Source organism: Serratia sp. Ag1, from assembly GCF_000743355.1.
GTDB lineage: Bacteria > Pseudomonadota > Gammaproteobacteria > Enterobacterales > Enterobacteriaceae > Chania.
The window spans coordinates 1-17,755 of the sequence record NZ_JQEI01000006.1 but is presented as its reverse complement, the minus strand read 5'-3'; the positions used below and the strand labels follow the sequence as shown (position 1 = coordinate 17,755).

Here is a 17,755-nt window from a genome sequence, read left to right as displayed (position 1 = left end):
ATATTTAATGTTTTTATTTATATTATTTATTTTTGTACTCATGTCTGTACTCACTTTGGTTGATGCTGTTCACTGAGGCTAGGTTGTGTCCCTTAATTCAGTTTTTATACAAACCAATACGACAAAAGCAGCAGGTTAGAGTGATTTTTGAGCCAAAATACCAGAATCGGCCCCTAAGAATGCTCAAGTTATGAGCATTTTATCCATTCTTAGCAATTAAGGGACACACCCTAGTTATTACAGCTCCAACCCGCTCTTGTTCATCCTGATGAGATGGCATTATTTCTTCTATTTATCAATGCTTTGATCTGGCGGAACTGTCAAATATCTAATAAGTAGCAAGTGTAGTTGTAAGCATATCCTATCATCAGGACTATATCTTATCTGACAGATAGGTTTGTGCTCGACGCGGACATATCTTCCCCTAAGTTCGGGAAACGTTCTATCATTTGGTCTGGCGCGAACCTACAGAGCGTATAATCTCCCATTGATTGACATCGATACTCACGCAAGTACTGCACTACCTAAATAGGCAGTCTATCGCTAATATTCTGTAACATATCAATTGTATGTAGTATCATCATCTCATAGGACAAATCCGTTTTAAAACGGTTGCTTATTGTGATTATTACTTTTGGAAGGTAATAGCAATGTGCGAAAGGATGCTTCAAAAAGATCATTATTCTGAATGGGTTATCCGTAATAGCCTGTACTGGATGACTCCGCTTACTCAATGGAAACTTTGTGAGGATATATCTTCCTGGACAATCTCTTTTGAAAGCGATAGCTCCGAATGCCTCTATGAATTTGAGAGGCTATTGAATGATTATACTTTGCGAGAAAAGCTACAACATAAAACAGGGACATTGAGAGATTCTATTGTCCATAAAGTGCTTCGCAGTATCGATGAAAGGCTTTCGTAATGGAATTGATGCCTTTCAATTTTGACAGATTGCCTAATGGACAGGTGTTTATAAGCAATCTCGCTGGTTTTCATCACTTTATCAATGAACAAGACCTGCTTGATCTTTCTGATGAGCAAATCAGTGCGGAGCAATTAAACGCACTAGAAAGCAGGCTTTTTATAACCAACGAAAGCTTATCTGCCACAACCCCCTATGCTTTAAGTGCCGCTTTTGCAAAACGGTTGATGAATGAACTGGCGGTCAGGCCAATTTTCATGATTGTACCCACATTGCGTTGCGACCATACCTGCAAGTATTGTCAGGTCAGTAGAGCTTCCGTGAACGCCTCTGGTTATGATCTAAATCCTGCTCTCATCCCTGATATTATTTCGACTATCAAAAAACTATCAACGCCACCTTACAAGATAGAGATACAGGGTGGAGAGCCACTCTTGCGGTTCGATTTAATTCAGTCCATTTATGAGCAATGTGCTGAAACGCTGGGAAGCACCGATTTTGAGATGGTGGTAGCATCAAGCCTGTCTGTCTTGAATGAGGATATGCTTGAATGGTCGAGAGATAGGAACATAACGTTCTCTGTTTCGCTTGACGGTGGGGAAGTTGTTCACAATAGAAATCGAATTCTTGGTCATGGGCTTGCTCACAGTAGAACAGTGTCAGGGATAGAGGCTATCAAACGGTCTTTAGGCGCTGGTCGCGTTGCAACGGTTACCACAGTTACTAAAGATCTTATCAGGCAGCCTGAATCGATTGTTCAGGCTCATTTGTCTCTTGGCCTCAAGGATATGTTTATCCGACCTGTTAGTCCCTATGGGTTTGCACAAAAAGCATCGTTCACCTTTTCTATGGACGAATACTTCGGTTTCTATGCCTCTTTGATAGATGAAATCCTTAAGAGTAATAATGAAGGGATAAGGGTTGTGGAACATTCGGCGTCCATTCATCTGAAAAGAATCTTCAATCCCGGCTTTAGTGGTTATGCGGATTTAAAATCTCCAAGTGGGGTTGTGCTAAACAGTATTCTTTTCAATTATGACGGCCGAGTATATGGTAGCGATGAGAGTCGTATGTTGCAGAAGGTAAATCCTAGAACGGAGTTCAGTGCGGGGGAGGTTAAGACGCTATCATTTTCCACGAGTCCTTACTATAACGCAGTATTGAGTTCATCATTCAATTTTGCTCTGCCAGGTTGTGATACATGTGCATATCAACCATTTTGCGGTGCAGACCCATGCCAGAACATAAGTGTACAGGGTGAGCCTGTAGGTGATAAAAGTCGGTCAACGTTTTGTCAGTATCACAAAGGGATGTTCAGGTATTTGATAAACTGTATCTCAGAAGGTGGTCCGAAGGCTGAGATGCTAAAAGGATGGGCATATGTCTGAGGTTATCAGGAACGATATCTTTCATTTTGCTTCTAAAGAGAACGTGCCCACGGGTTTCTATCGATTATGCAAACAAAAACCAGTTAACCCTTTATTCTTTTTGCCCAATTTGCTGGTAGTTACTGAAAGCAATGATGAAGCCATTCTGCCATGCTTTGATTACTCTATTATTAGCACTGAATTATTTGAGTCAATTGAAAATGGGGATATTGGAATAATAAACAATGGCAATATGATACGCGTTATTCTGTCCCGCAGAGCCAATCACAATACTGTCTTAGTTACGGAGCGCTGTAATAATCTGTGCCTGTTTTGCTCCCAGCCACCAAAGAAAGTAAATGATGACTGGCTGCTTACCCAATCAGCTCTTGCTATAGCTTCATTTGGTTTGAATGGAGTTGTTGGGGTCAGCGGAGGTGAACCTCTGCTGTATGGAGATGATTTTCTACACTTCATTGATTTTATCATCGAGAACTCGCCAGATACTGCTTTGCATATTTTAACAAATGGACGCAAATTTGCTGATACGAACTTTACTCAGGAAATGGCAAAGCGAAGCAAAAAGATCACCTTTGGTATCCCGCTCTACTCATCAAGAGCACTTGTGCATGATCATCTGGTAGGGAGTGATGGCGCATTTAATGAAACGGTTAGGGGATTAATTAATGCAGGAAACTTAGGGTTCAATATCGAACTTAGAGTTATTCCGACGCTGGCTAACTATACAGAATTGGATGAAATCGTAGAGTTCGCTGGCCGTGTGTTCTCCAACATCAATCAGATTTCCCTTATGGGGTTGGAATCTATTGGGTGGGCACGAAAAAACTGGTCATCAATCTTCATTGAGCACGGCAGCTATAGTGAGAAAATTACCTCTGCCATAGACACAGCACAAAGGTCAGGCATACCCCTAACTATTTTTAATTATCCTTTGTGTCATCTTCCTGAAAGAGCCTGGGAGCTGGCTGTTCAGTCGATCTCTGATTGGAAAAATTATTATCCCAAAGAATGTGATGAATGCACTCAGAAGTCTTCCTGTGCTGGTTATTTCAGTTCATCAAAAGGCCGTTTTCATCAACCACCGAGACCAATTTTATGAAAAAATTTAATTTCGCTGCTCTACTTCCGGGATTTTTGGCGCTCAATAATTCTGTATGGGCAAGTGATTCATCTACCGGAGCGAGTGATTTGCCTAGTATGACTCTTAATGAACATGATTTAGTGGTAGCTCCACTTAACATGGAGGTGCCTTTCTATATTGCAGGGCATCGTAGTCATAGCTCCCATCGGAGTCATAGTTCTCACAGATCCTCATCAGGTGGTGGGTACTATGGTGGCAGCACTCCTTATTATCCCAAAACATACAGCTCACCAAGCTCATCTGGTTCTTCCAGCTCAGGGACAAGTTCCACATCGTCTTCTCCCTCTGTGCGTTCGCTTCGTTCTAACGACAATAACAACTCCACTACTACGAATTCTGTTGGAACTACAGAGGCTAACCGTGCAAGTAATGAGCTTACTTCTGGTAAAGAGAAGCGTAAGCGCTTAATCATGCGGGTTCAATTCGCATTGCTGGACAAGGGATATTACAACGGGAATATTGACGGCATAATGGGACCTTCTACAAGGCAGTCTATAAAAAATTATCGCATTGCGAATGGACTACCAACGCCTACAACTGAAACACTCGATACTCAATTATTGAACTCATTGAATATATTAGCTAGATAAGCTCTGCGAGTTTTAGCTCCTTGACATTTCAATTTAATTCTTCATAAAAAATGATTGTAAGAGGTTTTCATATGTCAGACAGTAATTTTCTTACCGGGATTGCAGCGACAGTTGTGGATGTTTTGTATACATCAAATCCATGTATCTACGTTGTCCAGCACAAAGAGCACATTGGTTGAGAGCTACGTCTGAACATTGGTCGACAAACAAAGTTAGTTAGCGCTGCGTTTGTGAAGCAAGGGGTAGGTGAGTGCATAAATATTGTATGCCTTAGGGGCGATTAGGGCGCTGCACTCTGGTATGGAATAAAAGTCTGTCATTTGTCGATTATAGGGAGGGATTATATGAAGTTAACTAAATCAGTTGCGGCTTTTTATATTTTTCTGCAAAATAAAGAGAGGGCAAATACCCCTTTTACTGAAGCAGAGGTGTTAGATGCTACTCAGTGGAAGAGAGTTACTTTTAGAACTTACCATGGCAAAGGGCAGTTGGCAGATTTTGTTAGTGAGAATTCTGACGGAAAATTTGAAGCATCAAATACATTAAATATTTCTGATGTTGAATTTGCTAAACGGTTATCTCAAAGTAAAAATGTCATTTCACTTGGACATAATTGTAAGTCTAAATTAGCTAAGGCACTCTTAAAGAAATCAAGAGATAATATGATACTAGCTCTTGAATTATATAATAGACCGTCATTAGAAAATAAGATGGATGCCTTTGTAATGTGCTTTTGTACGTCTTGGGAGCAGTTTCTCAAAGCAAAAATAATTGAAATGGATGGGGAGAAATCTATTTTCAAGAATGTTAAAAGAAAAGGGTTAAAGGAAACCATTTCTCTTCGTGACTGTTTGGATAAAATCTACCCACCTGAGTCAAATATAAGAAAAAATGTTGAAGAAATTGCATTTTATCGTGACTGTGCGGTTCATTTGCTTATGCCTGAAATTCAGGGTGTTGTTTCCAGAATATTCCAGTCAGGGGTCTTAAATTTCACCTCCCAATTTGAGGAGTTTACAGAGGTGTCTTTTTTAAAAAACTCTCACATTGGAATGATATCGTTAGTAGGTGAGTTTAAATCACCGCCTGCTGCAATAATGAAATCTACATATGGTGATATTGCTGATGATATACTGGCTCTTACTGGTTCCTTGTATAATACAATGGAGAATAATGATGATATAGAATTTGCTATTCCACTAAATGTAAGATTGGTATATGTTAAAGATAATAGAGATGGGAATGCTGTGATTTTAACTAAAGCAGATGAAGGTATCGAAGGGTTGAAAAAAGCCTTATTTATAGAGAAGCCAGTTGACCGTTCAAAAACTCATCCTTTAACTCAAACAGATGCAATTGAGGTGATTAATAAAAAGCTGTATGAAAAACATGATGGGGCTAAATTAGCTAAATGTCTAGTATGTCAGAATTCCAAAGGACAATATGTTATAAATAGAAATTGCTTTTTATCTGTTTTACATAAAACAGGATGGGCTAATGCCAATAATGATTATCATTATAAAAATGAGAGGCCAGAGTATCATTATTACTCCTTTAAGCTTGTGGAAGCGTTTATGAGAAAAATTCTTGAGCAAGATGAATATTTAAAAAATGCAAAAAATTCTTATAATAAACGTATTAAAAAATAAACTTTGTTCTTTTAGCTCTAACTCACATGCTATGGCCGTGATGCCCCACGGCTGTTATCCAAACTATACGCACCGTGTAATCATTCACGCGGTGCTGTTGAACTTTTGTAAGCGTCCGGCGAACTCACATTGTTAACGATATTCCGCTATTGCATGCTGACCTCAACAAAACAACAAACCTGAGGTGCAATATGACAATAAGGTATTCTCACAGTGAACGACGGCAGCATCTCGATGCCTGGCAACAGAGTGGACTGTCTAAAAAACATTACTGTCGCCTGCATGACGTGAACATCGTCACCTTTTATTACTGGCTTAAACATCATCAAGATGACGCTGCCGTTAACGTGCCCTCTGCGTTTATTCCTGCACGTCGAGTTGTGCCTGAGAATAACGACGCCGACACGGTAACCCTCAATCTCCCCAATGGCTGTTCGGTTCGTTGTCTTCCCGTTCAGTTACGGGCGGTGATGCAGGCACTGCCTTTATGCTGACGCCACAGCACATCTGGCTGGCACGGTAACCGATCGACATGCGCCGCGAGTTCATAGCTCGGTTACCTTACTCTTATCATTTATGCAGAAACTTAGTAGGCATTAAACTTAATGGGAGCATTCAAGTTAATACATATCGCTACGGCTATGCATGATGTTTCTAGAGAATTGTACTGCTCTTGAAAAAGCAGTGTTGTCGAATTTTCCACTTCTTAATAATGAGACCTCAATTTCGCCAGATAAACCAGCTAAATTAAATAATCCTCGGTGATACTCAGCGCCCAACTTTTGATTGCATTCTTCGCATAAAGTCACTAAATTTCGATAACTGGTCTCGCCGCCTTTTGAATAGGGGATGACATGTTGTAGTGTTAGACCGTTCGTGTTTAAACAAATCACACATTTATTATTATCACGGTCAAGAATACGTTTCTTAAATTTACCTCTGAAGGTTCTTTTTCTTACAGATGAAGAAATTAAATTAATATCAGTAAATGAGCCGAATGGGGATGTTATACATTTTCTTTTGCGTAGCCAATGTGGAATGAAATCCCTAGCAAAACTAATATCGACTAATGCCCAGCCCTGAATACAAGTCCATTCATAGAAAGAACTTGCATTTTGAACTATTCGGTATTCTTGCCCCATATCTTGCATAGCTTTTTGGAATCCAGTATTGCTAACAATACTGGGAGTTCGGAACTCAAGTCCCTCACTGTCAGGTGCAGCCCCTAAGGTGTAGGTTGAGAAGTAGCAGTATCCACCACAAACTAATTTTAGATCAAATGCATAAGACGTATCCATCAACCTAACTCTCCTTAACTAAAAGAATTTGATCATAATTATACATCACTGTCAGATTATTGAAAATTTCTAGTGGTTTTACAGAGTTAAGTAATATCATAAATATTGAAATGAGCCGAGTCAACTGTAGGTATTAACGTGGACGATATTTTTCGAAGCAACAAACATCGCGAGTAAAATATCTGGTTGTGCAGATGTGCCGGAATTGATTAACCAAGCTTTCGCCTTTGGATGAGCCTTTAACTAAGCCGCTAATACCCTGTAAGTGTCAGTAAAGTTGTCACCCCAGGTTGATTTATGCGCTCGGCTTTAAGACTTACGATATTTGGTCAAGCCGCGGTGATGCCTATCTATGGGACGACTATGAGTTTGCTACCTGCAAAAAATGGTTGCCAAGCCGGTAAAAATCACCTACGGCATGCTAACGCATGAACGTACTATCAATTGCTTGTATAATCAAAGTGGCATTCTCAAGCGGCAACGAGGATATTTGTTCTTTTTTTGATTATGATCAGGAAAGATGGGTAGGCTCTCTCCTTGTCGATGCTGTGCTGGCTTGATGGTTTCTGTATTAAGCTACAACTACTAAATAGCTTTGCATAATACCGCTACACTCGGTAGATGACTTGTGGCAAAAGGCTTTGTGGACGTTTTACCCGCAAACAGCGGCCAGATAAGACTTAACCATTAAGCGTTGTAGTTCGTAAAATCGAATCTGTATATCTATACAGTGATCTGCTATTCTGCAAGGTTATTTAGGGCTCAATACGTGACGTGATGGTGCGTTTGCACAAAGGGTAATGTGGCCTTTTTGACATCGTATTATGTACCGGGTCAATATTAAGGGCCTGACAAAAATTGTGGACTCTTATCATTCCTTATATGATGTCGTGAAAAATTGCTGTCGCCACAACAGGATAACAAGCAGATGTCAAAGGCAATACGCTCGAAGTGCCCTGAAACCGATGAAGAACGTGAAGCGTTGATTACTACCCTGTATGAATCTTGTCCTTACTACTGCAAGCAACGGGTTAAGACGGCATTTACGACAGAAATTCTGATCGGAATCCTGCAAAGACAATTTGAGGGTTATTACCCTTGAGGGGAATCTCTTGCTGGGAGTTACTGCGTCTTACAGTTAAGTAAAACAACTCATGACGATAGCAATAGCGTATAAACACGAGTAAACAATAGGATAAGCGATGGTATGACCAATTATACGGATGTAACGGTGAAAGCGCAGAATGTTGGACCTGGCCTCTGCTTTTTGCTGCTGTTAGCTGTTTGGGCTGGAGTGTTTTTCATACCTGAAGCTATTTTTCTTGTTGTTCCTGGGATGATTGGTTTTGCACTTCTTTTTTTTATTTACTATCTGGCATCGGAAGGGCATCTTGCAGGTATTCTGGGCGGGATCGTTGTCAGCGTCATTTTGATGGCGATCGCCGCTGCGATCCCCGTTATTGGCTGGATAATCCTGATATGCTGGATACTCTACAACATTGCCAGGGCATTTGAGAGCATTCAAAATTTGCTGCCGGATGCCTTGCTGAGCGCTGCGCTGTATGCCAGCCTCTTAATTCCTGTCATTTATCAGCTTGATCATTACGGGAACAGCAATACGTGGCTGACAATAGGATGCGGAATTGTCTACTTTTTTGCGGCAGCGGGTTGTACTGCGCGTATCAGCGATCGTTCGGATACGCCAAAACATAGCCTGTTTCTCTTCTCCGTTATGCTGCTATCTGTACCGATGATTGTACTGTTGCTTGCATCTATTGCCGCCTCGCTACGTGCTGCATTCCAGCCGAGCTTAGTAAAAACGACCACGAAACTTCCCCAATCGGTAAGCGGGTATACCACCGCTCGAGGAACGGTCGTTGCTGACTATACGCGCAACGTTACCCAAACGGTTGTCAGTTCCACGATCGTTCCTGGAGGCGGAGCCGTAGGCGCATCGCTAACCGGTTCACTGGCTGAATTAAGCACTCCTGCTGATGAACAGTCTGTCAAACGATTAAATCATGAAAAAGAACAGCGCTACGCGACGAACAAAGATCATCACTTTTATCGCCACGATGGACTGAATGATAAAAAAATCGGTAATTTTATTCAGGCTGCTGCCGCAGTGGGAACATTGCCGCCTCTTAAGAGAGAGAATGTCCTCTTTTACTTTGATGAAACGGTGATAGGAAAAGGCGATCGTGGCGTAGTGCTAACCGATGACGCCATCTATTGTTTACCAGGCATGTTTGAGGATGAAAAGAAATTCTACATACGGTTCAGTGATATTGAGAAAGTCACTTTTTCAGGAACGATGAATAAGCAAATTACGCTTTGGCTGAAAGAGGGGAAAAAACAGAAAATCACGCTGACACAATCCAACGCCGGTGCTAAAAAAGTCTTCGAGCTGATTGAGCTGGCGATTGATTGAAATCCAGGTATAGTGCTAGGGAGAGTTATTATACAGTGAAGCCACATCAGGCATGTCCGGTGTGCGGCGAATCTCATCGTTTCCGCTTTGGTGATAAAGAGGATGCAGAACGTGGTTCTGTAAACAGTGCGGTGCAGGTGATAGCCTGAAACTGATTGAGATTTGAGAAGGTGTCTGGCTTGTACGCATCCAGGGCCGTCGGGAAGGTGAACGCCTTGACCACCCGTGTAGGGGGCCGTTGAGTTTGGCGGTTTCCAGCAGACTCAGGATAGCCGCCATCCTTTGCCCTGCCAGCAGGAACATACAGCTTGAATAAGATTGGGTATATATTTATATTTTCAAACGCGATAAGTTACTTTCTTCGTCGTAGTTGCACTTCACACGGTATCTCACTTGGAGATGATTTTGCATCATTCAATATCTGTGTAATGATTGCTCGGCATTCCCCTGGCAAGTTCGATTGAACGTAGATGGTATTGTCTGCTCGTGTCGCTTCCTTCGCCTTATATTCGTGGGAAGTCAACCAATACAAAGTTACAATAATAATGACGATGATAGTCAGTGCAGTGATAATTTTCTTTTTCATAATGAATTTCCTTTTGGGCTAAAGCATGAATTACACACCCAAAAGGAAACCCTGGTGTTAGTACTAATAAATAATTACAAGCCAAATACGTTAATATAGAACTGCCCGTCATTATCATCCGTTTTCTGGATGTTATAGGTTATCGGCAAATCCTTGGTGCTTGGAAGTTTTAATTTGTCATCCAGCATAGTCATTTGCAGTGTAGCAGCACAGTGATAAACGTCTAATGACGCGTCATGTTTAACGGTTCTGATATTGGTCACCTTCAACATAAGGCTGTCTGCATGCTTAGGCACCATGCCTACCATCTGTGAGTTCCTGAGTTGTTCAAACTGTTTCTTTATCTCCTTTTGTGCAATGTCAACGACCAGGGTTTTAGCATCGTCACTGTTGCATTTTGGCGTGCTGGAGTCACACGCTGATAACAATGTAGCGATAATACCGATGGCAATAATTTTATTGTTCATTATGATATCCTTATAAGGCATCGATATATTTCTCAAAGACAATCCCAACAAAAGCCAATGCATCCACGAGTACCGAGAGACTCACAATAACCAGTGCTGTAATTCCCCAGAATTTATTGGTGCCATTGATTGTGTTCTTGATAGCAATCAATGCAGTAACCCCTACATAAAGCGATGCCGCATTCAGGAAGAGGATATGAAAACGTTTCTCAGTAAAGAATAATAATACATTGATAACCAGCATGATGAGAAACCAGTATCCCCAGAATGTTTTCTTGAGACCTAACTCGCCTTTTAATAATTGTTGCTTACCTTCTTCCTGCAAGGCTTGATTCTTGTTATAGGCTGATTTTATTTTATTAAAAAGTGACACGGTATATCCTTATTCAATAAGTGAGTGATTGAGTTTAATGTTTTCAAGAATTCTTCTTGCCCGGTTATACCCAATTCTGAAATGATGTTGCACGGCTTTGATATCGTTGTTCAATTCGCCGCGTGCAATCAGGTTTAGTATCGGGGTGTAAAGTGGGTCTACGAGCGTTTCTTTATTTAATTCAAATGGCATGGTTCCTCTTAAAAATTAATAAGGGATTGTGTAGTGATGAATTACACACTGGCATTAAAAAATGCGCTTATTGATAGATACCAGACAGTGAGTTCCCGGCGTTCATACCACAATAGCTGTTGCATTCTTCGTTGGCATTGACCTTCACACGGTTCTGCCCCCACGTTAGGGTAATCAGGCATTGGTTTTCATTTCGCCATTCAAGGGTTGTGTGTTGCGGCGTATCGGCAATGGCGGTCGCAATTCCTTGCACCTCACACACATGCATACCCACGTTGGTATTTATCAAGAATGTTGCCTGCTGGCCATTACCCGGTACTGCCGATAACCGGATTTCGCCATTGGCTTTCTGGTAGATAAATGTATTCCCCTCTCTTTCCGCCGCGATGGCTGCATGGCAACACAACCCCATCAGTAATGTGATAGCACACTTTCTCATTGCCTATTCCTTGTCAGTTGATACGGATATTTTTAACGACTTTCCCCGGTGAGGGCCAAGCACGGAAAGCCTCTATCTGGACGCTGAGGGACACTACATCAGCAAAGTACCCTAACAGCTAGCAACGCACCAAGGAAAGTAGTTCCTTTTCATTGCGTTCATTCAACCTCACTGTGTTGACAAGCTCCAGCCGATACAGGGAATGGAAAAAGTATTCAAAACTTTCCACAACCGAGGTAACGGTGGTCGCCATCACAGCTATTCCTTGCTTCGGGTATGAATTGACGGTGCCTTGTTAAGGTAGCGGCTCGGCCACAACTGTTCAGGTGTCATCCCCAATACCCCGGCTATCAGGCGTTCTGCCTTGGGGTAGTGCTGGCTGAATGCATTATTGAGGGTACGTGGAGCCAATCCCTGGTCACGGGATAACTGCGCCAGACTGACTCCCCGTTTGTGCAAGGCCGCCACAATGTCAGCACGATGCCAATCCTCGGGACTTCCCTTGGTTCGTTTTTTTTGCGATGCTACGTGGTTATTCACAGTGCTCACTCCTTTGTATCAGTACAGTGATATTAAATGCGAACAAAGTGAACAAATCAAGTTCTCTTTATGGGTTTATTTTGCCTTTTCTATTAACGCATTGATATCTGGAATAAAGTTTATGAACGACAGTTTGACGCAACAGAATCCCCTGGATGATGAACAATGGCTCTCAGCACTGGAGTTTGTCGGTAAGCCGGGAATGCCGAGCACCGCAAAAGGCTGCCGTTTACGGCTGGAGAAATTGGCAGCACTGCACCCTGACATCAAGAGAAAGAGAACTGGGCACAAGGGCTTTGAGTACCATATCCGCGCAGCGGGAATGTCATTGCAGAGTGAGCGGGTAGAGCGACAACAGAAAGCCCAGCCCGTTTCTCCCTATGGGTCGGATGAACAACTGAATCTCTGGGTGCAACTGTTCAAGACCATGAAACCGCACTCACGTGACAGACTGTTAAAGCAGGCACTGGAGCAGGTGGCCGATGATTTGGCATTAACCCACCAGGTTTCCTCTGACGTAGTGGCATTGGCTCGCCGCTTGATGGAGCTGTCGGAAGCACAACGTCAGCAGCTTCTGGATTCCCTGTCAGAGTAATCTCTGGTCTGAAAAGCACGTTCAGGCCAGCCCTCACCGCATTCGAGAGCATTATCCAATTCAGCGTATGTGGTTAAAACATTCGCCAAGGACTTTGCGGGTAATAAAGTTCCCTCGTGTAAAACGAATGCCGGTCGATGTATGGGCTTTACACTGAACATCCCGTCGAAATACTGTGGCCTATGCAATAAGGCATAGGTCATACTTTCATAGCTCCCTTCCCAATAGGGCTATCAAAGCGCCATAAATAGCTCTGTTGCCACACTAACAATCCAATGTTGATAATAAGAACTATTTGCATTTAAAGTATATTTTGATATAATAGTTACACTGGCATAACGTGTATTTGCAGTCACTCCATTATGCCAATGAATTAATCATCACGCTGCTCATCCCTATTTCTCTTGCTACAAGAGAAGGGCGCATCACTTTCGCCTGCATTCAGGGAAACAGATGAGCAATAATAATAAAATACCATGAGGGTAAATTATTGGGACTACGTAGAGAGCATCGTGCATTTCAGCAAGGTGACCTGGATTGTCTGTGTGGTGCGTACAGTATTGTGAATGCTATGACCTATCTTTTTGATGGGCGAATAAAACGCAAGCCACTATTACGGACGCTGTTAACGCAATATTCCACACAGTGGCCCCTGAATGAATGGCTAACGCAGGGAATTGATGAAATAAGAATGGCGCATGTGATTGAGACAGTATTAATGACGGGCTATTACCGAAAAATATTTCCTGTCAACGTCACAAGACCCTTTCATCAACGACGAATAAAAGCACCCCGGATGGTGCAGGAAATGCACACCTTTCTGGAAAGTAATAAAGACTTTAGCCGCGTTATTTTATTCAGCAATCAATATCACTGGTCAGTTATCAAATCAATGGATGAACATTATATGTATTATCTGGACAGTTCAGGCGTGCAGCGGGAGAAGATAAAATCCTATGCCCTTTATCCCGATGAGAATCGCTACCAGTTTTATCGTGATGCCCTCTACTTTATTGAACGTGAATTTTAAGTGAGCCCATCATGAATGCGTTATTATCCCACGCCGAGACCTATCATCAGACAAGCAAACTCGGTTCACCCGATGAGATACTCCAACAGGCTGAGCGCATTATTGAGCAACGCTTTAGCCAGCGACAGATATTCTCCACCTCCCACGAAACACGCCAATATGTTGTTTTCAAGTTGGCGCTGCTGGAGCATGAAGTTTTCAGCATATTGCTGCTGGATAACCAACACCGCCTGTTAGGTTACGAACAACTTTTCCGGGGTTCATTGCGAGAAGTCAGCGTCTATCCCCGAGAAGTGGTGAAGCTGAGTCTCCGCTACAACGCTGCCGCCCTCATCCTGGTGCATAACCATCCCAGCGGGGACACCGAACCCAGCACGGCAGACTGCCATATCACGCAACGCCTCAAAGCCGCCTTAGACCTTATCGATGTTCGCGTACTTGACCACGTGATTGTGGCCGGTAACCAGACCACCTCTCTGGCCGAGCGTGGCTTGCTCTGAGTAATTAGTTACTTGGTTTAATACACATTATTCATACCCACAGCGATTTCTTTCACTGAAAAAGGAGTACGTATGCACCAAAATCACACTATCGACCAAGCGGGCTTTATTCTTCCGGTCAGCGATGCATTCACGCAACTGCTGTTCAACGTATTATCCGCTGCCCCAGATATGCCCCCTTCAACCCGTGCGGTAACGCTCAATTTCCGTGACCCGCAATACAGCAGCGAACGCGGGGGTTATCACCCGGTAGAAATACGGCTGATACGACATAACGAAGGTTGGCGCTTCGACTATGTAACGGATTTTGGCTTTGTCGGCACGGTTTACCCAGAATTGGAGAAGATACTGGATTTTAGCTGGACGCAGCGTTACGTGTTCGAGAGTCGAGTGGGTGACCTGACCCATGCGGAGGGAAGGGAGTTGTACTCGCTGTGGCAGCACAACTTTGTGTGCTACTGGCGCATGGATGCCTACACCACCACCGTGTCCTGGGAAATTTGACCACCACGATAGCAACGGGTAACCCATGGCGGCGCAAAGGAGGCTGCTGGGGTTATCCCATTACATCATTAACCCTGTCCAACATTGAGAATGCCATGTCCAACGCGCCAGCGCTCATTCCACTTCCCCGGCCCGCAGCGAAAACCTGCGCTTATGATGCCTATATCCAGAGCCTGTCTGTGGCAGGACGAAAAGGTATCATCAGTCTGTTGAAGCGCAGTGCTGCGATATTGGGCAAGCAGGATGAAGCCAGTACCTATCCTTGGGAAACGCTTTGCTATGCCGATGTGATGCGTGTGCGTGCCAGGCTGTTAGATGAAGGTTATGCAGTTTCGTCGGTCAATATGGCCTTGTCGGCATTACGCTCGATCGCGCAAACGGCTTTCAACTTGCAGCAAATGGACGCGGAGACGCTGGCGCGCATCAAGGCGGTCAAGCGTGTGCAAGGGGATCCGGTGCGGAAAGGGCGCGCATTGAGTCGGACAGAAATCCGTTCTCTCCTGAAAGCGGCTAAAAGTCACGGCTCACCAACTCGTCAATGCCGGGACGCTGCTATTCTGTTGACGCTGTGCGGGACGGGATTACGGGCGGGTGAACTGGTGGCCCTGAAAATGGATGACTATATAAAGGAAGAGGGAAAAGTGATTGTGCGGCAAGGTAAGGGGCGAAAATACCGGGAAATTTACGTGGCTCCCGCTGTCGCCAAGGCGCTGTCAGCATGGCTAGTCGCTAAAGGCGAGGGGAAAGCGCTGTTCACCAAAGTAAGTCGCTCCGGTCAAGCTGCAGCCGGTGCATTAACCACCGCAGGACTGACGGCTATACTGGAACAGCTAAAAACTGGTGCCAATGTGGCTGAGTTCACCCCTCACGATTTGCGCAGAACATTCATCACGCAGTTGTTGGATCAGGGCATCGATATCAACACTGTGCGCCAACTGGCGGGCCATAGTGATATCACCACGACAGCCCGTTACGATCACCGGGGAGACACAGCCAAAATCATGGCTTCTCGGACGTTGAAGTGCTGGTGATATATTACTCAAAACTTTCTATAACAGTAATAATTCTTTCTAGGTCTTTGTGCGTCTCTACGTTTTTCGCTGTCCAACCATTATTTTTGAAAAAATATCCTCCATTCTTTCCTTTGCAAGATCTAAGGAAACCTTCTTTATTAAATGAATCGGCTATTTCCTCATTGCTCAGACTCTCTCTAATGGTATATCCCCATAACTGGACATAAGTGTCGTAAAATTTATTTAACTCTTCATTTTCATATTTCAGTATCGATTCAATGTAATAAAAATTGATTAAATCTGAAATCATTTGGCTGTATGAACGTGTTTTTTCTTTTATATCTCGCCCATGAAGTTTACACAGTTCTTGGAGACGTTTTTCTGGCTTGGAATGAAGCCGAAGAGGAATGTTTTTACCCAACGCCTCCTGTAGATTGCGTCTAGTTTCAGCTTGCCTTTCCTTGTCAGCTTCGCGCTTTCGCTTTTTTTCTTTCGCTATAGCCATTTCTTTATCAGCTAATTTTTCTCGTGCCTGCGTCGCCTTCTGAGGTTTCTTTTTTGTCGCCATCTTGTCTCTCCTTTGTCTGTCGCTTTGTGACTGTCATAGCGCAGAGTATCGACATTGCATCGTAAACTCAAGTGACGGTCACATTAAATGATGCGTGACCGTCACTGTGCGTTGAGTCCGTGATCTTTTAGTGAGGAATTTCATGACCGTCACTAAATCTTCGGGAAAGTCAGTATGACAGTCACGGATTTGCATGGTTTAGGCCAGTTTTAGGCAGAAAAAGGGACGAAAATGAATGTTGTAAATAGCTCATCGCTACCAATTCGGTAGAGCGATGAGGTTATTAAACAATGGCAAACTTACAGTTAATCAAGATTGATGCTGTCGTGGAAATGTGTGCGATGTCGAAGGCCACTATCTATCGCAAGGTGCATAAAGGTCTTTTTCCAAAACCTTATGTGCTTTCCCCCGGAGGTAAAGCGGTCGCCTGGCGTCTGGATGAGCTGAATAAGTGGATATCTGAACTTGAGAAAGCAGCGTTTACACGCGAGTAAATTCTGGGGCTTGCAGCGTATTTGTCTTTAAGCCTGCTACATACGCGCCTTATATACGGATAATAAAAAATATACTTTATATCTCCCTATGCATGGAGTTTTAAGGCTATGCATAGGGTTTATAAATGAAGTATATCTCTATAGAGATAACTAACATGAAGAATAGAAATTTACGTACTGATATTGGGCTAACATCAATATCCGCTGGTTATACCATAAAGAAGCAAAAGATAAAGGTAAGAATAGACAAGTTAGCTTTAGTGAGTGACCTGGCTAGTAGTAAAAGTAAAAAGATTCTGGCGGAAAAATTAAAAGAACTGAAAGGAGATGATTCTTATTGTTGTAAACATAAATATAATGACCACATACATAAGCAATACCATAAGGTTATCTCGGTCTGGAAAAGAGGCGAAAAGGTAAAAATGCTCCGCATCGAGCATGAACCTATAGGGAGTCAAAAAGGGTACATACGTTTTGAGCTATCACCACAACATTTTGCAGAAGGGGAACTGAACGCGATGTTAACTTGGTTGGCGCAGGAAAGCGGCTTGGGGTCTCTGCTGTATACACTGATTTTTCAAGCATGGGTGACGCGTATTGATTACGCGATGGATATCATAGGGGCGAAGTTGACTGATTATCATTTCGGGTTGAAAGGCGCAGCATGTGGGAAAAAGCATAAAACCGATGATGATTTTGGTGGGCTTCGACTGGGAAGTACTGAATCCTCGCTCTACCTTGCGTTGTATGATAAGGAAACTCCTGACGGTGAGGTCATGCTGGCAGAAAAACAGCGTGCAGGCATTGATGTGGGGATGCAAGCCTTTACACGTTTTTTGCGCATTGAGGCACGCTACTTTCCCAAAGGGAAAAAAGCACTGATGCTCAAGTCGTTGGGTAACATATCAAACCCATTGGAGCATCTTGTTGTATACGACCGTCAACTTGAAAATGATGAAAAGTTGAATAGCGAGTTCAAGTATTTGCTGAACTGGATCACACTGCCCGAAGCGATGTCAACAACACCGCCTAAT

22 protein-coding genes and 1 pseudogene are annotated in these 17,755 nt (G+C 43.1%); 14 read left to right on the top strand and 9 right to left on the bottom strand.

Annotated features, from left to right (window positions below; translation table 11 throughout):
- Positions 1 to 650 precede the first annotated feature (650 nt).
- The 5 genes from hxsD to IV04_RS03700 all read left to right on the top strand — a co-directional run bounded on the left by hxsD (position 651) and on the right by IV04_RS03700 (position 5,691).
- On the top strand, positions 651 to 923 hold the full coding sequence (hxsD, locus tag IV04_RS03715) for a His-Xaa-Ser system protein HxsD (RefSeq protein ID WP_037402955.1): 273 nt from the start codon (positions 651 to 653) through the stop codon (positions 921 to 923).
- Positions 923 to 2,311: a His-Xaa-Ser system radical SAM maturase HxsB gene (gene hxsB / locus IV04_RS03710; protein WP_037402952.1), complete on the top strand. Its 1,389-nt coding sequence runs from the start codon at positions 923 to 925 to the stop codon at positions 2,309 to 2,311. Before hxsD ends, hxsB begins: the two co-directional genes overlap by 1 nt.
- Positions 2,304 to 3,410 carry a His-Xaa-Ser system radical SAM maturase HxsC gene (gene hxsC, locus IV04_RS03705; protein ID WP_037402949.1) on the top strand — a complete coding sequence of 369 codons (1,107 nt, stop codon included), beginning with the start codon at positions 2,304 to 2,306 and terminating at the stop codon, positions 3,408 to 3,410. Before hxsB ends, hxsC begins: the two co-directional genes overlap by 8 nt.
- The gene (gene hxsA / locus IV04_RS24995) at positions 3,407 to 4,042 is read left to right on the top strand and encodes a His-Xaa-Ser repeat protein HxsA (protein WP_072010821.1); all 636 of its coding nucleotides are present in this window, start codon (positions 3,407 to 3,409) and stop codon (positions 4,040 to 4,042) included. Before hxsC ends, hxsA begins: the two co-directional genes overlap by 4 nt.
- Before the next feature lie 344 nt (positions 4,043 to 4,386).
- A complete protein-coding gene (locus IV04_RS03700; protein WP_037402947.1) occupies positions 4,387 to 5,691 on the top strand; it encodes a DUF3644 domain-containing protein in 1,305 nt (434 codons plus the stop codon).
- A gap of 414 nt (positions 5,692 to 6,105) precedes the next feature.
- On the opposite strand, the gene IV04_RS27010 is transcribed toward IV04_RS03700, so the two are convergent.
- Together IV04_RS27010 and IV04_RS24985 are read right to left on the bottom strand one after the other, a co-directional pair.
- A complete protein-coding gene (locus IV04_RS27010) occupies positions 6,106 to 6,240 on the bottom strand; it encodes a hypothetical protein (protein WP_255351737.1) in 135 nt (44 codons plus the stop codon).
- Between the two features lie 71 nt (positions 6,241 to 6,311).
- A complete protein-coding gene (locus IV04_RS24985; protein WP_037402945.1) occupies positions 6,312 to 6,989 on the bottom strand; it encodes an HNH endonuclease in 678 nt (225 codons plus the stop codon).
- A gap of 1,207 nt (positions 6,990 to 8,196) precedes the next feature.
- Here IV04_RS24985 and IV04_RS03690 point away from each other — a divergent pair.
- Positions 8,197 to 9,420 (top strand): hypothetical protein, encoded by a 1,224-nt coding sequence (locus IV04_RS03690; RefSeq protein ID WP_037402940.1) that lies wholly within the window; start codon positions 8,197 to 8,199, stop codon positions 9,418 to 9,420.
- A gap of 44 nt (positions 9,421 to 9,464) precedes the next feature.
- Positions 9,465 to 9,641 (top strand): annotated as a pseudogene (locus IV04_RS25985) (primase-helicase zinc-binding domain-containing protein); the annotation flags it as partial.
- 131 nt (positions 9,642 to 9,772) lie between these two features.
- Here the strand turns inward: IV04_RS25985 and IV04_RS03685 are convergent.
- The 6 genes from IV04_RS03685 to IV04_RS03660 form a co-directional block, all read right to left on the bottom strand.
- Positions 9,773 to 10,006 (bottom strand): hypothetical protein, encoded by a 234-nt coding sequence (locus tag IV04_RS03685; protein WP_037402937.1) that lies wholly within the window; start codon positions 10,004 to 10,006, stop codon positions 9,773 to 9,775.
- A 74-nt stretch (positions 10,007 to 10,080) separates the two neighbouring features.
- Positions 10,081 to 10,473, bottom strand: coding sequence for a hypothetical protein (locus IV04_RS03680; RefSeq protein ID WP_037402934.1), 393 nt, complete (start codon positions 10,471 to 10,473; stop codon positions 10,081 to 10,083).
- Between the two features lie 10 nt (positions 10,474 to 10,483).
- Positions 10,484 to 10,846 carry a hypothetical protein gene (locus tag IV04_RS03675; RefSeq protein WP_037402931.1) on the bottom strand — a complete coding sequence of 121 codons (363 nt, stop codon included), beginning with the start codon at positions 10,844 to 10,846 and terminating at the stop codon, positions 10,484 to 10,486.
- Positions 10,847 to 10,855: 9 nt separating this feature from the next.
- A complete protein-coding gene (locus tag IV04_RS03670) occupies positions 10,856 to 11,038 on the bottom strand; it encodes a hypothetical protein (protein ID WP_037402929.1) in 183 nt (60 codons plus the stop codon).
- Positions 11,039 to 11,105: 67 nt separating this feature from the next.
- Positions 11,106 to 11,477 carry a hypothetical protein gene (locus tag IV04_RS03665; RefSeq protein WP_152562795.1) on the bottom strand — a complete coding sequence of 124 codons (372 nt, stop codon included), beginning with the start codon at positions 11,475 to 11,477 and terminating at the stop codon, positions 11,106 to 11,108.
- 258 nt (positions 11,478 to 11,735) lie between these two features.
- Positions 11,736 to 12,017: a helix-turn-helix transcriptional regulator gene (locus IV04_RS03660; protein WP_037402924.1), complete on the bottom strand. Its 282-nt coding sequence runs from the start codon at positions 12,015 to 12,017 to the stop codon at positions 11,736 to 11,738.
- 121 nt (positions 12,018 to 12,138) lie between these two features.
- On the opposite strand from IV04_RS03660, the gene IV04_RS03655 reads away from it, so the two are divergent.
- The 5 genes from IV04_RS03655 (at position 12,139) to IV04_RS03635 (ending at position 15,677) form a co-directional block, all read left to right on the top strand.
- Positions 12,139 to 12,612 carry a hypothetical protein gene (locus IV04_RS03655; protein WP_231566303.1) on the top strand — a complete coding sequence of 158 codons (474 nt, stop codon included), beginning with the start codon at positions 12,139 to 12,141 and terminating at the stop codon, positions 12,610 to 12,612.
- 562 nt (positions 12,613 to 13,174) lie between these two features.
- Positions 13,175 to 13,642 carry a hypothetical protein gene (locus tag IV04_RS25980; protein ID WP_152562794.1) on the top strand — a complete coding sequence of 156 codons (468 nt, stop codon included), beginning with the start codon at positions 13,175 to 13,177 and terminating at the stop codon, positions 13,640 to 13,642.
- An 11-nt stretch (positions 13,643 to 13,653) separates the two neighbouring features.
- Positions 13,654 to 14,142: a DNA repair protein RadC gene (radC, locus tag IV04_RS03645; protein WP_037402922.1), complete on the top strand. Its 489-nt coding sequence runs from the start codon at positions 13,654 to 13,656 to the stop codon at positions 14,140 to 14,142.
- Positions 14,143 to 14,214: 72 nt separating this feature from the next.
- A complete protein-coding gene (locus IV04_RS03640) occupies positions 14,215 to 14,646 on the top strand; it encodes a DUF2787 family protein (RefSeq protein WP_037402920.1) in 432 nt (143 codons plus the stop codon).
- Positions 14,647 to 14,741: 95 nt separating this feature from the next.
- Positions 14,742 to 15,677 carry a site-specific integrase gene (locus IV04_RS03635; RefSeq protein ID WP_037402916.1) on the top strand — a complete coding sequence of 312 codons (936 nt, stop codon included), beginning with the start codon at positions 14,742 to 14,744 and terminating at the stop codon, positions 15,675 to 15,677.
- Positions 15,678 to 15,681: 4 nt separating this feature from the next.
- Here IV04_RS03635 and IV04_RS03630 read toward each other — a convergent pair whose 3' ends face one another.
- Positions 15,682 to 16,227, bottom strand: coding sequence for a hypothetical protein (locus tag IV04_RS03630; RefSeq protein ID WP_037402914.1), 546 nt, complete (start codon positions 16,225 to 16,227; stop codon positions 15,682 to 15,684).
- Positions 16,228 to 16,517: 290 nt separating this feature from the next.
- Here IV04_RS03630 and IV04_RS03625 point away from each other — a divergent pair, with 290 nt between their 5' ends.
- Positions 16,518 to 16,721, top strand: coding sequence for an AlpA family transcriptional regulator (locus tag IV04_RS03625; RefSeq protein ID WP_037402913.1), 204 nt, complete (start codon positions 16,518 to 16,520; stop codon positions 16,719 to 16,721).
- Positions 16,722 to 16,846: 125 nt separating this feature from the next.
- The coding region (locus IV04_RS03620; protein WP_037402911.1) for a hypothetical protein at positions 16,847 to 17,755 on the top strand (909 nt) is incomplete at its 3' end.